Source organism: Ruegeria sp. AB10 (assembly GCF_056542745.1).
This window is the reverse complement of record NZ_JBQGAI010000003.1, coordinates 144319-159823: the sequence shown is the minus strand read 5'-3', so window position 1 is coordinate 159823 and position 15505 is coordinate 144319. Positions and strand designations below refer to the sequence as shown.

The window sequence follows — 15505 nt, the reverse complement described above, 5'->3', positions numbered from 1 at the left end:
TGAGATTGGCGCAGAATCGGTTTCTGAAAGGTTAACGCGCCTCACCCGCCATGCGGGAAGTGGCACGCCGAACCAGCATATGCAGCAGGACCGAGAACACTCCCAGCGTCAGCATCGCCGCAAACATCAGATCGGTCTTGGCCCGGCCATTGGCCAGCAGCATCAGATACCCCAACCCCTGCGAGGACCCGACCCATTCCCCGATCACCGCCCCGATCGGCGCGTAAACCGCCGCCAGACGCATCCCCGAGGTGAGCGAAGGCAAGGCCGCCGGTATCCGGATATGCCACAACACCGCGCGCGGGCTGGCCTGCATGGTGCGCGCCAGATCGAGATACCCCGCAGGCGTCCGCATCAGCCCGTCGAAAAAGGATGAGGTGATCGGGAAATAGATGATCAGCACCGCCATCGCCACCTTGGACCACAGCCCGTAACCCAGCCACAGGGTCAGCAGCGGCGCCAGCGCAAAAACCGGCAACGCCTGCGTGAACACCAGCATCGGCTGCACCAACACCCGTGCGGCGCGGGAATTGGCCAGTTGCAGCGCGGTGACAACTCCCAGAACCGTACCGCAGGCCAGCCCGACCACCACTTCGACCGCGGTGATCCAGGTGTGTTCAGCAATCAGCCAGCGGCTCTGCCACCATGTCTCCGCCACCAAGGCGGGTCCGGGCAGGATGAATTTCGGCAAGCCGGTCAGCGAAACAATCGCCTGCCAGACCGCCAATGCGAACAGGGTCGCGGCGAGAGCCGAGAGGTATTTCACGCCGCCTCCTCTCGCAGCAGCCGCAGAAGCGCGCCTTGGGTCTCCAGCGAACCAAGATCATCGACCTTGCGCGGGGCAGGCGCAGCAGGAGGCTGACAGGGGGTCAGACCGTGTTGCGTCATGACCACGATGGACTGGCCCAGCCGGGCGGCCTCAGCCGGATCATGGGTGACCAGCAGAACGGTGCGCCCCCGCAAAGCCTCGGCGGCCAGATCCTGCATGTCGGCGCGGGTGCGGGCGTCGAGGGCCGAAAACGGTTCGTCCAGCAACACGATAGGGCGATCTTCCATCAGCGTGCGGGCCAAGGCGACGCGCTGCCGCTGCCCGCCAGACAATTCGCCGGGTTTCTTGGTCAAATGATCCTGCAGGCGCATCCGTTCGATCAGTCGGTCACGCCGCGCAAGGTCCGGTTTTTCACCCCGCAATCGCGCGCCCAGCAAAACATTCTGCGCCACGGTCGCCCAAGGCAACAGCAGATCGTCCTGCGCCATGTAAGCAACACGCTGGGTCACTGGTTGACCATCGCTGGCGGTGATCTGACCGTCAAAGTCAGCCCCGGTATCCAGCCCTGCAATCAAGCGCAGAACGGTGGTTTTCCCAACACCTGAGCCACCCAGCAGGCAGGTCCATTGCCCCGCGCCAAGCGTTAGTGACAGCGGCGCAAACAGCGGTGTGCCATCAATGCTGGCCAATCCGCTGATTGTCAGGCCGGGTGCCGGGGTCATGGGGTCAGGCCCATCTGCCAGAAATTGACCTCAAGTTCGGTCGCGGTGCGGAAGATTTGGCACAGGCGCTGCCAACGCGGTGATGTCTCAAAATCTGCACCAATACGCCGTGTTAGAGCCGCATCAAGCATTTCCCCGACCGCCTGACACGCCGCCTGATAATCCGGGCTGGCATAGGTGTTGATCCAGTCCCGATAAGTGTCCGAAGTGGCCTCGGACGCCAGCCGAGCGCCAATCTCACCATACCCCATCACGCAAGGCGCCAGCGCGGCCAACAGGTCCAGCAGATCGCCGCTATACCCGGCCTCGAGCACAAAGCGGGTATAGGCCAGATTCTCGGCCCGTTCCCTGGTCGCGAACAGCTCTTCGCCCGAGATGCCTTCGGCCTCGCAAATCCCGATATGCAGCTGCATTTCTTCAGCCACCAATGCGTTGACGGTCGCAACCGCAGTCAGCATCTCGGAATGGGTTTCGGACTTCACTACCGCCAATGCCCAAGCGCGCGAGAAGTGGATCAGGAACACATAGTCCTGCCGCAGATAGTGCAGAAACGCCTCACGCGGCAGGGTGCCATCCTTCATCCCTTCAACAAAGGCGTGGCGGGTATAATCCCGCCACGGCCCTTGCGCCGCATCACGCATCAGCGTGAACGCTTTGCCGTATCCGCTCATTGCACGGTCACGTCGATGGTGATGTCGCTGACCGGGTTGATGCTGTCGATCATGCCGCTGTCTTTCAGGAACGCCTCGAACCGGGCATAGCGGCCCGCGTCAAAACCGGCAGGACGCAGGGCAAAACGGGGCAGCGTGTCGGCCCAGGCACGGGCGTTCAACTCATCCTGCAATTCCGGCGAGGTAGCGGCGAAAATCTCCCAGCTTTTTTCCGGGTTGTTCACGATGAACTGGGTCGCTTTTTCTGTCGCGGCCAGAAAACGCGCGACCTTGTCGGCGTCCATCGTTTCGGGATTGGCGACATAGATCAGCTCATCATAGGGCGGCACGCCTTCTTCCTCGATATAGAAACAGCGGCCCGCGACACCTTCGATATCCATCTGGTTCAGCTCAAAATTGCGGAAGGCCCCGATCACCGCGTCCACCTGGCCGCTCATCAGCGACGGCGACAGCGAGAAATTCACGTTGATCATCTCGATATCGTCCAGCGCCACGTCATGGGTGTTAAGCATCGCGGACAGAACCGCCTCTTCCACACCGGCGACCGAGAACCCGACCTTTTTGTCCTTGAGGTCGGCCAGCGTTTCGATCGGGCCATCCTCAAGCACCAGCAGGCAGTTCAGCGGGGTGGCAACCAGCGTGCCGACACGTTTCAGCGGCAGGCCCTCGTGAATCTGCAGGTGCAGCTGCGGCTGATAGGACACCGCCAGATCCGCCTGACCGGCCGCCACCAGACGCGGTGGCGCCGAGGGGTCGGCGGGCGGGATGATTTCGACCTCAAGCCCTTCGTCCGCGAAATAACCGTTTTCCTGCGCCACGATGATAGGGCCGTGGTCGGGGTTGATGAACCAGTCCAGCAGAACGGTCATCTTATCCTCGGCCCAGGCGGGCGCGGCGGCCAGCAGGGCAATGGCTGTGATCAGTTTCTTCATGTCTCGCGTTTCCTTTTCACTCACGAGGTTGAAGCCGCGACGAGGACAATCTCGCCCGGCCAATCCGGTTGAATTTTTTCCGCCGCGCGCCATGCGCGCAGGCCGGTGGCGCAGCAGAGCGCCAGTCTTTTGCCTTTGTTAGGGTCTATGTCTTGCAACCTTTCGGGTGAGACACGAGCCGCGCTGGGATGCACGGGAACGGGCGCTTCGTCAGGGCCGCGCAGTTCGATGATCTGGTCCTCCGCCGTCAGTTGACTGGCCGAGAGGAAGCGGAAACGACTACTCGGCTCGGGCGCGTCATCGAACCGGAAACTGCTGCTGCGCAGGGTGCGGCCATCATATTGGACCATCTGACCCAAGGGGGATGGGTCCATGCCCAAGATCAGATTCAGCGCCATCTGCGCCTGTACCGCTCCGATCGTTCCGACCACGGGGCCAAGTACCCCTGCGGTCGCACAACTGGCTGCACTGTCCGGGGCATCAGGAAACAAGGCGCGCAGGGACGGAGCCCCGCAACAGAACCCGCCGACGAAACCCGACAGGCCCAGCACCGAGGCGCTGATCAGCGGTTTGCCCTGCGCCAGACAGGTATCCGAAAGGATATAGCTGGCCGCATAGCTGTCGGCGCAATCGAGGATCACATCCGCCTGCGCAACCAAAATGGCGGCATTTTCGCTTGTTAGAGCCTGTTTTTTCGCAACTACTGCGCAGTCATCGTTCAACGCATAACATCGCTCAGCCGCGACCTCAGCTTTTAGGCGCCCACAGTCAGACTGCCTAAACAAGGTCTGCCGGTGCAGGTTCGACAGAGCGACCTCATCGCGATCCATGATCGTCAACTGTCCGACCCCGGCCCCGGCCAGCAGCGGCAGCGCAGGGGCGGCCAGCCCCCCCGCGCCCACCACCTGAACCCGCGCGGCGGACAAGCGGGCCTGCCCTTCTGCGCCAACTTCCGGCAGGATCATCTGTCGGGCATAGCGGCTCATCTCGTGACCTCGATCCATTGGCGTACGCGGGCCTCTGGATCGGTGTTCAGCGTAATGTCGGTGACGACCGAAACGATATCAGCCCCCGCCTGCAACACGCCCGGCGCGCGTTCGACGCTCATGCCACCTATGCCGACCAGAGGAATATTGCCCACACGCTCTTTCCATTCGGTGACACGCGGTAGGCCCTGTTGATGCCATTTCATCTTTTTCAGGATGGTCGGATAGACCGGCCCCAACGCGACATAGTCCGGGTCCATGGCCAGCACCCGTTTAAGCTCCTCATCGTCGTGGGTGGATACGCCCAGCTTGAGGCCCGCCTTGCGGATGGCTTTCAGATCGGCGTCGTCCAGATCCTCCTGCCCCAGATGGATCCAGTCGCAGCCCAGATCGATAGCGTCTTGCCAATAGTCATTCACCACCAGCACCGCACCATGTTCGCAGCACAGATCGCGTGACAGGGCAATCTGGTCGCGCACCACCGCGTCGGGCTGGTCCTTGATCCTCAATTGCACGAATTTCACACCCAACGGCAGCATCCGACGCAGCCACTCCGAGTGATCGAAGATCGGGTAAAACCGGTCCAGCCTCATAACAGGAACGCCTTTCCGATCACCGGGGTTGAGGGTTCGGCCATATCGCGCGCCTCGATCGGGTCAGCCTGATGCGCCAACTGCCCCGCTTCAATCGCCAGCATCATCGCCTTGGCCATCGCCGCCGGATCGCCCGCCCGCGCCACGGCGGTATTCAGCAGCACCGCGTCATACCCCAACTCCATCGCCTGCGCCGCGTGGCTGGGCAAACCGATCCCGGCGTCGATCACCAGCGGCACATCCGGGAATTCGGCCCGCATCGCGCGCAGGGCATAGACGTTGTTCAGCCCCCGTCCCGATCCAATCGGCGCGCCCCAGGGCATCAAAACCTCGCACCCTGCCGCCAGCAGACGTTCGCCCACGATCAGATCGTCAGTGGTGTAGGGGAAGACCTGAAACCCGTCTTCAGTCAGAATGCGGGCGGCCTCGACCAGTTGGAACACATCCGGCTGCAGGCTGTCGGTATGGTCGATCAGTTCCAGCTTGATCCATTTGGTATCGAACACCTCCCGCGCCATATGGGCGGTGGTCACGGCCTCTTTGACCGTGTGACACCCGGCGGTGTTGGGCAGGACCAGCACGCCCAATTCGCGGATCATCTGCCAGAATGTCTGCCCCGCCCCGGATTCGCGCCGCAGTGATACCGTGGCAACCCCTGCGCCACTGTCCCGAAACGCCTGTTCCAGGATCGCAGGGCTGGGATATTGCGCCGTACCCAGCATCAGGGGGTTGGGCAGAGAGGTGCCGTAGAAAGTCTTCATCTTCACCCCCCCTGCATCGGCGCGACAACTTCGATCCGATCGCCGTCGGTCAATGTGTGGGCCATGCGCAGACCCGAGGGCACGAAATCCTCATTCACGGCCGTGGCCACCCGCCCCGAGAATCCGCATTCGACCAGCAGCTCCGTAAGAGTTTCAGCCCGCACTTCGCGCGGTTCGCCATTAAGCACGATCTTCATCGACCATCTCCGAATGTTTGTTGTCCAGCGCCAGATCCGCCACACCCTGCGCCAGCGCCGGGGCCAGCAGATAGCCGTGGCGATAGAGGCCATTGGCATAGATCGTGCGCCCCAGCCGCCGAATGCGCGGCAGGTTGTCGGGAAAGGTCGGGCGCAGATCGACGCCGATCTCCAATACCTCAGCCTCACCAAAAGCGGGATTCAGTGCATAGGCGGCGCTGAGCAGTTCCAGCATCGACCGCGCGGTGATGCGGCTGCTGTCCTCGCTTTCGATCATCGTCGCGCCCAGCATGTAGACGCCGTCCCCACGCGGCACGATGTAAAGCGGCATTCTTGGGTGCAGCAGACGCACAGGCCGGGTCAGGGTCACGTCCGGGCAACGGATCACCAGCATCTCGCCCTTCACGCCGCGCAGATCGTGCAGCACCTCGCGGGCGTGCAGTCCCCGGCAGTCAATTGCATTTTCAAGCCGTGATGGGGCGAGTTTGCGGTGGAATTCGACGCCTTGTTCCAGCAGTTGCCCATGAATGTCCCGCAAGGCCCGGCGTGGGTCCAGATGGGCTTCATTCGTGAAATAGAGACCTTTGGCGAATCCGTGCAAATCAGGCTCTAATTGAGCGATTTCGGGTTGCGTGACTTCGCTGTACCCCTCGGTCCGGCGGGCAAACCGGCGCAGATCGGGCAGATCGCGCGGGTTGGCCACAACCAGCGTACCCTGCCGCTCCACTGGCGTGCGCGCCGCCCACCAATCCAATGCAGCTTGCCCCAACCGCAGCACAGGTTCCTCGGCGTTTTCATACTCACACCACGGGGCCAGCATGCCGCCCGCCCACCAGGAACACCCATGCGGACCCGGAGGGCCTGCGGGATCAAAAACCTGAACCTTGGCGCCCCGCGAGACAAGCTCGCTGGCCACTGCCAATCCGGCCACCCCGGACCCTATGACCGACCAAACCGTCACGCGGGCCAGACCCGGTGGAAGTGATGCACCGGCCCGTGCCCCTGCCCGATCATCAGACCGTCCGCCCGGGCGATCGCCCCCTGCAGATAGTCATGCGCCTGCCCAACCGCGTCGGTCAGACCAAGCCCCCGAGCCAGCCCCGCCGCAATCGACGACGACAAGGTGCACCCTGTACCATGCGTGTTTCGCGTCTCGCGTCGGGGGGAGGTGAACTCGGCCACGAGACCGGAGGCATCGACCAGCATGTCATGGCAGACAGTCCCGCGGCCATGTCCCCCTTTCATCAGCACCGAACCTGCGCCCAGCCCGCACAAGGCCAGCCCTTGCGCAACCATCTGGTCAGACGTTTCGGCCTCGGCACTCTCCAACAAACAGGCGGCTTCGGGCAGGTTCGGGGTCAGCAACGTGGCTTGTGGTACAAGAATATCGCGCAAGGTCTGCACCGCGTCCTGCGCCAGCAATGCATCCCCCGATTTGGCAATCATCACCGGGTCCAGCACAACCGGGCCATCAAACCCGGCAATGGAGTCCGCAACCGTCTGTATGATCTCTGGTGTCGCCAGCATCCCGATCTTGATCGCACCGACGTCCAGGTCGGTCAGAACCGCCTCGATCTGGGCGGACACCACATCCAGAGGAATCCCATGCACCGCTGTCACGGCCCGGGTATTCTGCGCCGTCACCGCCGTGATCACGCTGGCGCCGTATACGCCCAATGCGGACATCGCCTTGAGATCCGCCTGTATCCCGGCCCCGCCGCCACTGTCCGAGCCCGCAATAGTCAGGGCAATATGCGCCATATCGTTGCTCCATCATTAATGGGCAACGCAGCATGGAAAACGTCTGTGCATGTTAGACCGTTCCCTACGCCGGTATTGCCCGGATCAGGTTCGATGGGTTAGCGCATTCACGCCTCTCAGCCCCTTGATCGGGGCACCCCAACGGTTGGGCGGACAATCTCAGGCAAGGGGGAGAAAATCAAGCGGCAATCTTCGGATCGTAAGACCACATCCGGCAGGTAAATAAGACCAACCTATGCGCGCGCAATGAATTGAAGGAATTTAGCGAGGCTCTGCCTCGCGCTCCGGGATATTTTCAGACAGATGAAGTCCGGATCCCCTGCTTCATCTGTCTATAAATATCCCGGGGGAGTCGCCCAAAGGGCGGCGGGGGCAGAGCCCCCTTAAGCAAAAGGCCGCCCCAATCGGTGCGGCCTGTTTTGTTGTATCAGCCTTTCATCCCGTCCCAGAAGGACTTGACGGATGAGAAAAAGCTGTTTGATTCCGGGTGGTTATCTTCACCCAGATCATCGAACTCTTTCAGCAGCTCTTTCTGGCGGCTGGTCAGGTTGACCGGTGTTTCCACGGCCAGTTCGATGAACATGTCACCAACACCGCCACCGCGCAGGGCAGGCATACCCTTGCCGCGCAGACGCATCTGACGGCCCGATTGGCTGCCAGCCGGTATCTGCACGCGACCGCGTCCACCGTCGATGGTGGGCACTTCGATCGATCCGCCCAGCGCGGCCTTGGCCATGCTGACCGGCACACGGCAATAGAGATTTACACTGTCGCGCTCGAACAGTTTGTGATCGGACACTTCGACAAAGATATACAGATCACCCGGAGGGCCACCGCGCATCCCGGCCTCACCCTCACCCGCCAAACGGATACGGGTGCCGGTCTCGACACCGGCGGGGATGTTCACGGACAGCGCGCGTTCTTTCTCTACGCGGCCTGCACCACCGCAGGATTTACAGGGGTTCTTGATGATCTGGCCCAAACCGGAACAGGTGGGGCAACTGCGTTCGACGGTGAAAAATCCCTGCTGCGCGCGGACCTTGCCCATGCCGGAACAGGTCGGGCAGGTGGTCGGCTCCACGCCGCCTTCGGCACCCGAACCGTCACAGGCCGAACAGGCCACGGCAGCCGGAACGCTGATGGTTTTCTGCAGGCCCGAGAACGCCTCTTCCAGCGTCACACGCAGGTTATAGCGCAGGTCGGACCCCCGCGCGGCACGGCGCCCGCCACCGGCACCACCGCGCTGGCCGCCCATGAAATCGCCGAACAGATCGTCGAACACATCCGAGAACGCGCTGGAAAAATCGCCCTGACCAAAGCCGCCACCGGGACGGCCACCGCCACCACCCATGCCGTTTTCGAACGCGGCGTGGCCAAAGCGGTCATAGGCAGCCTTTTTGTCGGCATCGCGCAGAACGTCATAAGCCTCATTGGCTTCTTTGAACTGCGCCTCGGCATCCGGGTTGTCTTTGTTGCGGTCGGGATGCAGTTCCTTGGCCTTCTTGCGAAAACCCTTTTTGATCTCGTCCGCCGATGCGCCCTTGGCAACGCCCAGCACATCGTAATAGTCGCGTTTTGACATCAGTGTTTCCTTCTGCCTCAACGTAATCGGGCCGGCCCGGCAACCGGACCGGCCCGCATTGGCCCGGTTACCCGTTAGTTACGCTTGTCTTCGTCCAGGTCTTCGAACTCGGCGTCGACAATGTCGTCATCACCAGCCGGAGCGGCATCCGCCGCCACAGGCTCATCCTCGGCCTCATCGGCTTGCGCCTTGTAAATGGCTTCGCCCAGCTTCATCGCGGCTTCGGTGACGTTCTGGATGCCGGACTTGATCTTGTCGGCATTTTCGGTTTCCAGCTCGTCCTTCAGTGCGGCAATCGCCAGTTCGATGGCTTCGATAGTGGTCGGGTCGACCTTGTCGGCGTGCTCTTCCATCGACTTTTCGGTCGAATGGATCAGGCTTTCCGCCTGGTTCTTGGCGTCGACCAGCTCGCGGCGTTCCTTGTCGGCTTCCGCGTTCTCTTCGGCGTCCTTGACCATCTTTTCGATATCGTCATCCGACAGACCGCCCGAGGCCTGGATGGTGATCTTCTGCTCTTTGCCGGTGCCTTTGTCCTTGGCCGAAACCGAGACAATGCCGTTGGCGTCGATGTCGAAGGTCACCTCGATCTGAGGCATACCGCGCGGTGCGGGCGGGATGTCTTCGAGGTTGAACTGACCCAGAATCTTGTTGTCCGCAGCCATTTCACGCTCACCCTGGAACACGCGGATGGTTACGGCGTTCTGGTTGTCTTCTGCGGTCGAGAAGACCTGAGACTTTTTGGTCGGGATCGTGGTGTTCCGGTCGATCAGGCGGGTGAACACGCCACCCAGCGTTTCGATACCCAGCGACAGCGGGGTCACGTCCAGCAGAACCACGTCTTTGACGTCGCCCTGCAGAACACCTGCCTGAATGGCGGCGCCCATGGCGACCACTTCGTCCGGGTTCACACCCTTGTGCGGCTCTTTGCCGAAGAACTTGGTGACCTCTTCGATGACTTTCGGCATCCGGGTCATACCACCGACCAGAACAACCTCGTCAATGTCACCCGCCGACAGACCGGCATCTTTCAGCGCGGCCTGGCAGGGCTTCATCGACTTCTTGATCAGGTCCGACACCAGCGATTCCAGCTTGGCACGGGTCAGCTTCATAACCATGTGCAGCGGCTGACCGTTCGAACCCATCGAGATGAACGGCTGGTTGATTTCGGTCTGCGAGGTCGAGCTGAGTTCGATCTTGGCTTTTTCAGCGGCTTCTTTCAGACGCTGCAGAGCCATCTTGTCGGCAGACAGGTCGACGCCGTGTTCCTTTTTGAACTCGTCCGCCAGGTAGTTGACGATGCGCATGTCAAAGTCTTCACCACCCAGGAAGGTGTCGCCGTTGGTCGACTTGACCTCGAACAGACCGTCGTCGATTTCCAGAATGGTCACGTCGAAGGTACCGCCACCAAGGTCATAAACCGCGATGGTTTGGGTTTCTTCCTTGTCCAGACCATAGGCCAGAGCCGCCGCTGTCGGCTCGTTGATGATCCGCAGCACTTCCAGACCGGCGATCTTACCGGCGTCTTTGGTGGCCTGACGCTGTGCGTCGTTGAAGTAGGCCGGAACGGTGATGACCGCCTGCGTGACTTCCTCACCCAGATAGCTTTCTGCGGTTTCCTTCATCTTGCCCAGAGTGAAGGCCGAGATCTGGCTTGGGGAGTATTTTTCACCGCGGGCTTCAACCCACGCGTCGCCATTGCCGCCATCGACGATGGCATACGGCACCATTTTCTTGTCTTTTTCGACTTCTGCATCATCCACACGACGACCGATCAGACGCTTGACGCCAAAGATCGTGTTGTCGGGGTTGGTGACCGCCTGACGTTTTGCAGGCTGACCGACCAGTCGCTCATCTTCGGTGAAGGCGACGATCGAGGGCGTGGTCCGCGCCCCTTCGGCGTTCTCGATGACCTTCGGCTGCGAGCCGTCCATGATGGCCACACACGAGTTGGTGGTCCCGAGGTCAATCCCGATTACTTTTCCCATATGTTCAATCCCTTTCTCTTCAAGGCGATGTCCGAGGTCCGGACCCGTTATGGCACCCGGCCCCGATCTGATATGCGCGAACGGCCCTACACCATCGCGCGTCCCGGCGTATATAAGGGCGGGATGAGAGGCCTGCAAGCGTTGTAAAACGCAGGTTTTCGGGAATCTGGCGCCTTTTTTGGCAAGGTTTTGGCAAGGATTGGGGAATCTTGAATGGCGCGGCTGCTTTTGCGCGGATTTGATATCAGAAAAGCCTGGCTGGATGCCTCTGCACAGGCGCAGCTGATCGAGCTTTTGCGCCCGATTCTGAAATCCGCCCCTTTGTTCCGGCCGGTGACACCGTCGGGCAAGGCGATGTCGGTGCGCATGACCTCGGCCGGATCTTTGGGCTGGGTGACCGACAAGGCCGGGTACAGGTACCAGCCGCAGCATCCCAAGGGGGCCGACTGGCCCGCGATCCCCGATGCCGTGCTCGATATCTGGCGGGATCTGGCCAGCCCGGATCGAGACCCGGACTGCTGTCTGATCAACTATTACGGCGAAGGCGCCCGGATGGGGCTGCATCAGGACAAGGACGAGGCCGATTTTTCCTGGCCCGTGCTGTCAATCTCGCTGGGCGATGACGCGCTGTTTCGCATTGGCAACCAGACCCGCGGCGGCAAGACCGAGTCGATCTGGCTGAGCTCGGGCGATGTGGTGATCATGGGCGGTCCGGCCCGGCTGACCTATCACGGGATCGACCGTATCCGGTTCGGGTCCTCGAAACTGCTGCCCAAGGGCGGCCGGATCAACCTGACCCTGCGGGTGGCGGGCTAGCGGCGCGCGCTCCAGCTTTGCGATACGTGCTGGCGCGAGAAGAAGATACCAAGCAGTCCGATCAGCAACAGCGCAACCCCCACCCAAAGCGCATATTCCCAACTGGTGTTGCGCGGATAGTAGTTGCGGAACACGAAGCCCCGGCACTGGTCGATGATGTGAAACAGCGGGTTCCACGCAAACATGGCCAGCGTGGCACCGCCCAGCGCATTGGCGACGAACATCTTTCCCGAAAAAATCATGTTCAGACGCCGATATATGTTGTTCAGAATCGTGGAAACCGTCGGCAACCAGGGCTTCAGGGCCATGAACACCACGCCAACGGAACAGCCGGTAAACCAGGCCAGTATCAACATCGCAAACGCGCCGCCGGGGTCCTGAATCTCGAGCGGGGCTACTGTGACACTGTAGAGAAACAGGATCACGATGATCGTGACAACCTGCGTATAAAGCGCACCGAAGGCGGTCGCCAACAACATGACCATCATGTTCATCGGCGAGTGCAGCATCATCGGATTACCCCCGGTACTGACCCCCGCCACAATGCCGACCGATCTGATATGCGTCAGGAACAAAAACACACCGGACAGAAGGTACAGAACAAACTCTCCGCGGATTCTGGCAATGCGCGGACCCAGGAAGGACATGATCGTGTAAAACACGGCCACCAGCGCCAGCACTTGCAGGATATTGATCAGGATCGCCAGCACGGCGTTGTGATGCTGTGATCGCACGCTGCGGACAACCGCATGGAAAATAAGCTCGGCGGTTGTGAACGCGCCGCCCAGTAGTGTCCGGTTTCGCTTGAAATAATACACCCGAAGCGTCTTTCCCGTTTTTTCGCCTGCAATCTGCCACGAATTTCTTGCCGATCCGTAACCGGCACATCATAAGGCCGTCAGGATATTCGATCAACAAATCACAGGAACGGAGCATTTTTGTGACCTACGACGCCCTCATTCCCGTCATTCGACGTCTGGCCCTGGAAGCGGGCGACAAGATCATGGAAATCTACAATTCGGATGATTTCGACGTCAAAGTCAAATCCGACGCCAGCCCCGTGACCGAAGCGGATGAGGCCGCAGATGCCCTGATCTCGGCCGGTCTGCGCGACGCCTTCCCCGACATCCTGCTTGTGACCGAGGAACAGGCCGACTCGCATTCGGAAAAGAGTGATACGTTCCTGATCGTCGACCCGCTGGACGGCACCAAGGAATTCATCAACCGCCGCGGCGATTTCACCGTGAACATCGCGCTGGTGGAAAATGGCGTTCCGACCCGTGGCGTAGTGTACGCTCCGGCCAAGGGGCGGATGTTCTATACCCAGGCCGATGGTCAGGCGGTCGAGGAAACCGGAGCGTTGGACAAGGCACAGGCCGGGGATGTGACGCCGATTTCAGTCTCTGAACCGGACAATTCCGCGCTGTTGATCGTGGCGTCCAAATCGCACCGGGATCAGGCGACCGAAGATTACATCAACAAGTACGAGGTGCAGGACAGCAAGAGCGCGGGATCGTCGCTGAAGTTCTGCCTGGTCGCCACCGGCGAGGCGGATCTGTATCCCCGCGTCGGCCGCACGATGGAATGGGACACCGCCGCAGGCCACGCCGTTCTGGCCGGTGCCGGCGGCAAGGTGATCCGGTTCGACAACCACGAACCGCTGACCTATGGCAAGGACGGCTATGCAAACCCGTTCTTTATCGCCTACGCTCCGGGCGCCGGGCCCAAGACCGAACGTGGCATCGGCGCAGCCGATGGTGCGTTTCGGGCGCGGGAGCCTTTTGAGGTTGGAAGGAATCGGTTCCCGTTCAGGAACCGATTCTTATCGATCAGACCTGACGCACAGCACCTTTGGCGGCGCTGGTGGTCAGCTTGGCATAGGCCCTGAGCGCCGTGGACACCTTGCGTTTGCGCGGCTCAGCAGGTTCCCAGCCTTTTTCGTCCTGCTCTTCCCGGCGCGCGGCCAGTTCTTCGTCAGACACGGCCAGATGGATCGTGCGGTTGGGGATATCGATCTCGATCTTGTCGCCTTGGCGCACGAGGCCGATCTCGCCGCCTTCCGCAGCCTCTGGTGAAACGTGGCCGATCGACAGGCCCGAGGTGCCGCCCGAGAAGCGACCGTCGGTTAGCAGGGCGCAGGCTTTGCCCAGACCTTTGGATTTCAGATACGAGGTCGGGTACAGCATCTCTTGCATCCCCGGACCGCCGCGTGGCCCTTCATAGCGGATGACTACCACGTCGCCTGCTTCGACCTTGCCGGTCAGGATGTCGTTCACCGCCTGATCCTGGCTTTCGCAGACATAGGCCGTGCCGGTGAAGGTCAGACTGGCCGGATCGACGCCTGCGGTTTTCACGATACAGCCGTCGCGGGCGATATTGCCGAACAGAACCGCCAGACCGCCATCCTGGCTGAAAGCGTGTTCCTTGTTGCGGATCACGCCGTTTTCACGGTCGGTATCCAGCTCTTTATAGCGGTTCGACTGGCTGAACGCCTGCGTGGTGCGCACGCCTCCGGGGGCGGCCTTGAACAGCTCTTGCGCCTTGGGATTGTTGGCGACCTTGATGTCCCAGTTGGCAATCGCCTCGCCCATGGTGCCTGAATGCACAGTGCTGCAATCCTCGTGCAGCAACCCGGCCCGACCGAGTTCGCCGAGGATCGAGAAGATGCCACCGGCGCGGTGGACGTCTTCCATGTGGACGTTCTCGGTGTTCGGCGCGACCTTGCACAGGCAGGGAACCTTGCGGCTGAGGCGGTCCATGTCGGACATGGTGAAATGCACCTCGCCCTCATGCGCGATGGCCAGCAGGTGCAGCACGGTGTTGGTCGAACCGCCCATGGCGATGTCCAGGCTCATGGCGTTCTCGAACGCCTCGAATGTGGCGATCTCACGCGGCAGGAAGCCTTTTTCGTTCAGGTCATAGTGACGCTTGGTGATCTCGACGATGCGGCGACCGGCTTCAAGAAACAGCTCTTTGCGGTCGGCATGGGTGGCCAGGGTCGAGCCGTTGCCCGGCAGGGCCAGACCCAGCGCCTCGGCCAGGCAGTTCATCGAGTTGGCGGTGAACATGCCCGAGCACGACCCGCAGGTGGGGCAGGCGTTTTCCTCGATATGCTGAACCTGTTCGTCGGTGAACTTGTCATCAGCGGCGGCAACCATCGCATCGACGAGGTCGATCTTTTTCGCTTCCAGATCGGCGATGTCGATCTTGCCGGCCTCCATCGGCCCGCCCGAAACAAAGATCGCCGGGATGTTCAGGCGCATTGCGGCCATCAGCATGCCCGGAGTGATCTTGTCGCAGTTCGAGATACAGACCATCGCGTCAGCGCAGTGCGCGTTGACCATGTATTCCACCGAATCCGCGATCACCTCGCGCGAGGGCAGCGAATACAGCATCCCGTCATGACCCATTGCGATACCGTCATCCACCGCGATGGTGTTGAACTCTTTCGCAACACCGCCTGCGGCCTCAACCTCGCGCGCGACCATCTGGCCAAGGTCTTTCAGGTGCACGTGGCCCGGCACGAACTGGGTGAACGAGTTGACGATGGCGATGATCGGCTTGCCGAAATCATCGTCACCCATCCCGGTGGCGCGCCACAGGCCACGGGCACCGGCCATGTTGCGGCCATGGGTAGAAGTTCTGGATCGGTACATTGGCATGATGCTGTTTCCCTTTTGCCCCGGTTGCGATATGCGGGATATGTGCGTTATAGCGCACGTATCACATG

Annotated in this window: 15 protein-coding genes, 1 pseudogene and 1 riboswitch; of the genes and pseudogenes, 2 read left to right on the top strand and 14 right to left on the bottom strand. The window is 61.2% G+C overall.

Translation table 11 applies throughout. From position 1 onward, the window contains the following. Window positions 1–31: 31 nt before the first annotated feature. The 12 genes from ACR0NT_RS08200 to dnaK all read right to left on the bottom strand — a co-directional run bounded on the left by ACR0NT_RS08200 (window position 32) and on the right by dnaK (window position 10959). Window positions 32–766, bottom strand: coding sequence for an ABC transporter permease (locus ACR0NT_RS08200; protein WP_170672647.1), 735 nt, complete (start codon window positions 764–766; stop codon window positions 32–34). Next, complete coding sequence (locus tag ACR0NT_RS08195; RefSeq protein WP_170672645.1) at window positions 763–1491, bottom strand: ABC transporter ATP-binding protein; 729 nt, start codon at window positions 1489–1491, stop codon at window positions 763–765. Before ACR0NT_RS08195 ends, ACR0NT_RS08200 begins: the two co-directional genes overlap by 4 nt. After that, window positions 1488–2162 (bottom strand): thiaminase II, encoded by a 675-nt coding sequence (tenA, locus tag ACR0NT_RS08190; RefSeq protein ID WP_170672643.1) that lies wholly within the window; start codon window positions 2160–2162, stop codon window positions 1488–1490. The genes ACR0NT_RS08195 and tenA overlap by 4 nt, the downstream gene beginning before the upstream one ends. Continuing rightward, window positions 2159–3094: an ABC transporter substrate-binding protein gene (locus ACR0NT_RS08185; RefSeq protein WP_170672641.1), complete on the bottom strand. Its 936-nt coding sequence runs from the start codon at window positions 3092–3094 to the stop codon at window positions 2159–2161. The genes tenA and ACR0NT_RS08185 overlap by 4 nt, the downstream gene beginning before the upstream one ends. Window positions 3095–3114: 20 nt before the next feature. Beyond that, a complete protein-coding gene (locus tag ACR0NT_RS08180) occupies window positions 3115–4080 on the bottom strand; it encodes a ThiF family adenylyltransferase (protein ID WP_170672639.1) in 966 nt (321 codons plus the stop codon). Continuing rightward, window positions 4077–4673 (bottom strand): thiamine phosphate synthase, encoded by a 597-nt coding sequence (locus tag ACR0NT_RS08175; RefSeq protein WP_170672637.1) that lies wholly within the window; start codon window positions 4671–4673, stop codon window positions 4077–4079. Before ACR0NT_RS08175 ends, ACR0NT_RS08180 begins: the two co-directional genes overlap by 4 nt. Then, the gene (locus ACR0NT_RS08170) at window positions 4670–5434 is read right to left on the bottom strand and encodes a thiazole synthase (RefSeq protein ID WP_170672635.1); all 765 of its coding nucleotides are present in this window, start codon (window positions 5432–5434) and stop codon (window positions 4670–4672) included. Before ACR0NT_RS08170 ends, ACR0NT_RS08175 begins: the two co-directional genes overlap by 4 nt. A gap of 2 nt (window positions 5435–5436) precedes the next feature. Continuing rightward, the gene (gene thiS, locus ACR0NT_RS08165) at window positions 5437–5631 is read right to left on the bottom strand and encodes a sulfur carrier protein ThiS (protein ID WP_170444624.1); all 195 of its coding nucleotides are present in this window, start codon (window positions 5629–5631) and stop codon (window positions 5437–5439) included. After that, window positions 5615–6592: an FAD-dependent oxidoreductase gene (locus ACR0NT_RS08160; protein WP_170444628.1), complete on the bottom strand. Its 978-nt coding sequence runs from the start codon at window positions 6590–6592 to the stop codon at window positions 5615–5617. The genes thiS and ACR0NT_RS08160 overlap by 17 nt, the downstream gene beginning before the upstream one ends. Continuing rightward, window positions 6589–7392 carry a bifunctional hydroxymethylpyrimidine kinase/phosphomethylpyrimidine kinase gene (thiD, locus tag ACR0NT_RS08155; RefSeq protein WP_170672632.1) on the bottom strand — a complete coding sequence of 268 codons (804 nt, stop codon included), beginning with the start codon at window positions 7390–7392 and terminating at the stop codon, window positions 6589–6591. The genes ACR0NT_RS08160 and thiD overlap by 4 nt, the downstream gene beginning before the upstream one ends. A gap of 44 nt (window positions 7393–7436) precedes the next feature. Continuing rightward, window positions 7437–7543: riboswitch (TPP riboswitch) on the bottom strand. Window positions 7544–7819: 276 nt separating this feature from the next. After that, complete coding sequence (gene dnaJ / locus ACR0NT_RS08150) at window positions 7820–8974, bottom strand: molecular chaperone DnaJ (RefSeq protein WP_170444633.1); 1155 nt, start codon at window positions 8972–8974, stop codon at window positions 7820–7822. Between the two features lie 74 nt (window positions 8975–9048). Then, window positions 9049–10959 carry a molecular chaperone DnaK gene (gene dnaK, locus ACR0NT_RS08145; protein WP_170444636.1) on the bottom strand — a complete coding sequence of 637 codons (1911 nt, stop codon included), beginning with the start codon at window positions 10957–10959 and terminating at the stop codon, window positions 9049–9051. Between the two features lie 213 nt (window positions 10960–11172). Between dnaK and ACR0NT_RS08140 the strand changes: the two genes are divergently transcribed. Then, window positions 11173–11775: an alpha-ketoglutarate-dependent dioxygenase AlkB gene (locus ACR0NT_RS08140; protein WP_170672630.1), complete on the top strand. Its 603-nt coding sequence runs from the start codon at window positions 11173–11175 to the stop codon at window positions 11773–11775. On the opposite strand, the gene ACR0NT_RS08135 is transcribed toward ACR0NT_RS08140, so the two are convergent. Continuing rightward, window positions 11772–12593 carry an ABC-2 transporter permease gene (locus ACR0NT_RS08135; protein ID WP_170444642.1) on the bottom strand — a complete coding sequence of 274 codons (822 nt, stop codon included), beginning with the start codon at window positions 12591–12593 and terminating at the stop codon, window positions 11772–11774. The genes ACR0NT_RS08140 and ACR0NT_RS08135 overlap by 4 nt on opposite strands. A 122-nt stretch (window positions 12594–12715) precedes the next feature. Between ACR0NT_RS08135 and cysQ the strand changes: the two are divergent. Then, window positions 12716–13504, top strand: a pseudogene (cysQ, locus tag ACR0NT_RS08130) (3'(2'),5'-bisphosphate nucleotidase CysQ); the annotation flags it as partial. Between the two features lie 100 nt (window positions 13505–13604). On the opposite strand, the gene ilvD reads toward cysQ, so the two are convergent. After that, entirely contained in the window at window positions 13605–15437 is a 1833-nt protein-coding gene (gene ilvD, locus ACR0NT_RS08125; protein ID WP_170447479.1) for a dihydroxy-acid dehydratase, read from the bottom strand. Window positions 15438–15505 lie beyond the last annotated feature (68 nt).

Bases quoted from the DNA above. Each gene is read 5' to 3' on its own strand.
- ACR0NT_RS08195 (WP_170672645.1), bottom strand. From the start codon at position 1,491: ATGACCCCGGCACCCGGCCTGACAATCAGCGGATTGGCCAGCATTGAT.
- tenA (WP_170672643.1), bottom strand. From the start codon at position 2,162: ATGAGCGGATACGGCAAAGCGTTCACGCTGATGCGTGATGCGGCGCAA.
- ACR0NT_RS08185 (WP_170672641.1), bottom strand. From the start codon at position 3,094: ATGAAGAAACTGATCACAGCCATTGCCCTGCTGGCCGCCGCGCCCGCC.
- ACR0NT_RS08180 (WP_170672639.1), bottom strand. From the start codon at position 4,080: ATGAGCCGCTATGCCCGACAGATGATCCTGCCGGAAGTTGGCGCAGAA.
- ACR0NT_RS08175 (WP_170672637.1), bottom strand. From the start codon at position 4,673: ATGAGGCTGGACCGGTTTTACCCGATCTTCGATCACTCGGAGTGGCTG.
- ACR0NT_RS08170 (WP_170672635.1), bottom strand. From the start codon at position 5,434: ATGAAGACTTTCTACGGCACCTCTCTGCCCAACCCCCTGATGCTGGGT.
- thiS (WP_170444624.1), bottom strand. From the start codon at position 5,631: ATGAAGATCGTGCTTAATGGCGAACCGCGCGAAGTGCGGGCTGAAACT.
- thiD (WP_170672632.1), bottom strand. From the start codon at position 7,392: ATGGCGCATATTGCCCTGACTATTGCGGGCTCGGACAGTGGCGGCGGG.
- dnaJ (WP_170444633.1), bottom strand. From the start codon at position 8,974: ATGTCAAAACGCGACTATTACGATGTGCTGGGCGTTGCCAAGGGCGCA.
- dnaK (WP_170444636.1), bottom strand. From the start codon at position 10,959: ATGGGAAAAGTAATCGGGATTGACCTCGGGACCACCAACTCGTGTGTG.
- ACR0NT_RS08140 (WP_170672630.1), top strand. From the start codon at position 11,173: ATGGCGCGGCTGCTTTTGCGCGGATTTGATATCAGAAAAGCCTGGCTG.
- ilvD (WP_170447479.1), bottom strand. From the start codon at position 15,437: ATGCCAATGTACCGATCCAGAACTTCTACCCATGGCCGCAACATGGCC.